Genomic DNA, 3,065 nt, shown 5'->3' on the forward strand with positions numbered 1-3,065 from the left:
CCCCCAACCCCTCCCCTGAAGGGGAGGGGCTTGAAGAAGAACTCGTCCACAACGCCATCACCGCCGCATCCGGCCGCTGCACGCTGCGATGCCCTGCCCCGTCCAGCGCGCGGCGCAACCCGCTGACGATCAGCCCGCGCGCCAGCTGCGGATCGCGGAACCGCACCTCGGTCTTGGCCGGGTGGACGTTCACATCGACCTGATCGGGCGGCACGTCGAGGAACAGCGCCACCACCGGATGACGGTCGCGCGCCAGCATCTCGGCATAGGCGCCGCGCACCGCCCCGGTCAGCAGGCGATCCTTAACGGGCCTACCGTTGACGAACAGATATTGGTGATCCGCCACACCCCGATTGAACGTCGGCAGCCCCGCGACGCCGCCCAGCATGATCCCTTCGCGCTCGAAATCGATCCCGACGCTGTTCGCCGCCAGATCGCGGTCGGTCAGCGCGGCGACGCGCGCGATCCGGTCCATCCCTTCCTGTACGGCAAGCACCCGCCGCCCGTCATGCTCGACCGAAAAGCCGATCTCGGGCCGCGCCATCGCCAGCCGCTTCACGACGTCGAGGCATGCGGCATATTCCGACCGCGTCGAGCGCAGGAATTTGCGCCGCGCCGGCACCTTTTCGAACAAGCCCTCGACCCGCACCCGCGTGCCGGGAGGCAAAGCGGCCGGCCCCTCCGCCGCCAATGCGCCATTGTCCACGGTCCGCGACCAGCCATCCGCCCCACGCGGGCGGCTCTCGACCGTGAAGCGCGACACGCTCGCGATCGATGGCAGCGCCTCGCCGCGAAAGCCCAGGGTGGTCACCGCATCGATCGCATCGTCGGGCAGTTTCGACGTCGCATGCCGCTCCAGCGCCAGCGCCATTTCGGGCGGCGTCATGCCGCATCCGTCGTCGGTCACCTCGATCAGTTCGATCCCGCCGCCGGACAGCCGCACGGCGATCCGGGTCGCTCCCGAATCGACAGCGTTTTCCACCAGTTCCTTGAGCGCGCTGGCGGGGCGTTCCACCACCTCACCTGCGGCTATCCGGTTGACAAGATGCTCCGGCAAGCGTCGTATTGACATGCAAGCCGGTGTAGCCCAAGCGGCGCCATCCCGCGACCCGTATCCGCCAGATTTCCTTCGGCCCCAGATTTTCTCCTGTGCGGAGTCGATCCGACCGAAACGGGTCAAGGTATGATTTTTCAGTGCGAACCCGCGGCCCCGGGCGGCCGTGACAGAACGGTGCGATCAGAATGATTTTCTCCCGCCTTTTCAAGTTCATGTCCCACGATCTCGCGATCGATCTGGGGACCGCGAATACCGTTGTCTATCTGCGCGGGCGCGGGGTCGTCCTGAACGAACCGTCGGTGGTGGCGGTCGAAACGCTCAACGGGATCAAGCGGGTCAAGGCGGTTGGCGACGACGCCAAGCTGATGATGGGCAAGACGCCAGGCACGATCGAAGCGATTCGCCCGCTGCGCGACGGCGTGATTGCGGATATCGACGTCGCCGAGCAGATGATTTCGCACTTCATCCGCAAGGTGACCGGACAGCGCAAATTCATGCGCTGGCCCCAGATCGTGATCTGCGTCCCCTCGGGCTCGACCAGCGTCGAGCGCCGCGCGATCCGCGACGCCGCGCAAAATGCCGGCGCGTCGCAGGTGTGGCTGATCGAGGAGCCGATGGCCGCCGCGATCGGCGCGGACATGCCCGTGACCGAGCCGATCGGGTCGATGGTCGTCGATATCGGCGGCGGCACCACCGAAGTCGCGGTACTCTCGCTGCGCGGCCTTGCCTATTCCACCTCGGTCCGCGTCGGCGGCGACAAGATGGACGAAGCGATCGTTTCTTATGTCCGCCGCAACCATAACCTGCTGATTGGCGAAGCCACGGCCGAGCGCATCAAGCAGGAAGTGGGCGTCGCCAAGCCGCCCGCGGACGGCATCGGCCTGACGATCCACATCAAGGGGCGCGACCTGGTCAACGGCGTGCCCAAGGAAATTCAGATCAACCAGGGGCAGATCGCAGAAGCGCTGAGCGAACCGGTCGGCACGATTGTGGAGGGTGTGCGCATCGCGCTCGAAAACACCGCGCCCGAACTGGCCGCCGACATTGTCGATCAGGGCATCGTGCTCACCGGCGGCGGCGCGCTGCTCGAAGGGATCGACGAAGTGCTTCGCGATGAGACGGGTTTGCCCGTTACGGTCGCCGAAGATCCGCTCACCTGTGTGGCGCTGGGCACTGGACGTGCGCTAGAAGATCCGGTGTTTCGTGGTGTTCTGATTCAGGTCTGAGGAAGCGGGGGGTATGGCGCCGCCACATAACCGGCGCCCCGGGTTTTCGCGGCGGGCGCAATACGGGCTCTTCATCGGTTATGTGGTCGCGGTCGGCGGTGCGCTGGTCGCGGTGGCGCTGCTGTTGCTCTCGACGCTGAACCCGCCGGCCTATGCCGTTGTGCGCGGTGCCTTCGCGGAACTGGTCACCCCGATCGCCTCGGGCGCGGACTGGACGCGGCGCGGCATCTCCGGCGCGCCGGGGTGGATCGGCAGCTTCTGGGGCGTGCGCGAGGAGAATGCCAAGCTCAAGGCCGAGCTTGAGGCGAACAAGACGCTGATCGAGCATGCCCGCATCGTCACCCGCGACAATCGCCGGTTGCGCGCGCTGCTCAAGCTGCGCGACCGCGTTGCAGACCCGGTCGTGGCAGCCCGCATCGTCTATGCCAGCGGGTCCAGCACGCGGCGCTTCGCCACGCTCAACGCCGGAAGCTGGCAGGGCGTGCGGCCCGGCCAGCCGGTGCGCGGCGCGGACGGGCTGATCGGTCGGGTGGTCGAGGTGAGCCCCAATACCGCGCGCATCCTGCTCGTGCTCGATCCCGAAAGCGTGGTCCCGGTGCGCCGCATCCGCGACGGCCTGCCCGCCATTGCCGCGGGGCGCGGCGACGGGCTGCTCGAAATCCGCTCGGCCAGCGCGGCGCAGGTGCTGTTCGAGCCTGGCGATACCTTCGTGACGTCGGGCACCGGCGGGCTGTTCCCGCCCAACATCGCGGTCGCGGTGACGCAGGAGCGCGCGCGCTGCG

At 67.6% G+C, this 3,065-nt stretch carries 3 protein-coding genes; 2 read left to right on the plus strand and 1 reads right to left on the minus strand.

What is annotated here, in order from left to right; translation table 11 throughout:
- Positions 1-1,072 (minus strand): DNA mismatch repair endonuclease MutL (gene mutL / locus AX681_RS14805; protein WP_156456109.1); only part of this gene is annotated, 1,072 nt, incomplete at its 3' end.
- 170 nt (positions 1,073-1,242) lie between these two features.
- Between mutL and AX681_RS14810 the strand changes: the two genes are divergently transcribed.
- Both AX681_RS14810 and mreC read left to right on the plus strand, forming a co-directional pair.
- Complete coding sequence (locus AX681_RS14810; protein ID WP_066664761.1) at positions 1,243-2,283, plus strand: rod shape-determining protein; 1,041 nt, start codon at positions 1,243-1,245, stop codon at positions 2,281-2,283.
- A gap of 13 nt (positions 2,284-2,296) precedes the next feature.
- Positions 2,297-3,065, plus strand: a 769-nt coding sequence (gene mreC / locus AX681_RS14815; RefSeq protein ID WP_066682439.1) for a rod shape-determining protein MreC, incomplete at its 3' end; no start/stop codon positions are given.

The organism is Sphingomonas sp. CCH9-E2, from assembly GCF_001557215.1.
In the GTDB taxonomy this organism is placed as follows: domain Bacteria; phylum Pseudomonadota; class Alphaproteobacteria; order Sphingomonadales; family Sphingomonadaceae; genus Sphingomonas.

Bases quoted from the DNA above. Each gene is read 5' to 3' on its own strand.
- AX681_RS14810 (WP_066664761.1), top strand. From the start codon at position 1,243: ATGATTTTCTCCCGCCTTTTCAAGTTCATGTCCCACGATCTCGCGATC.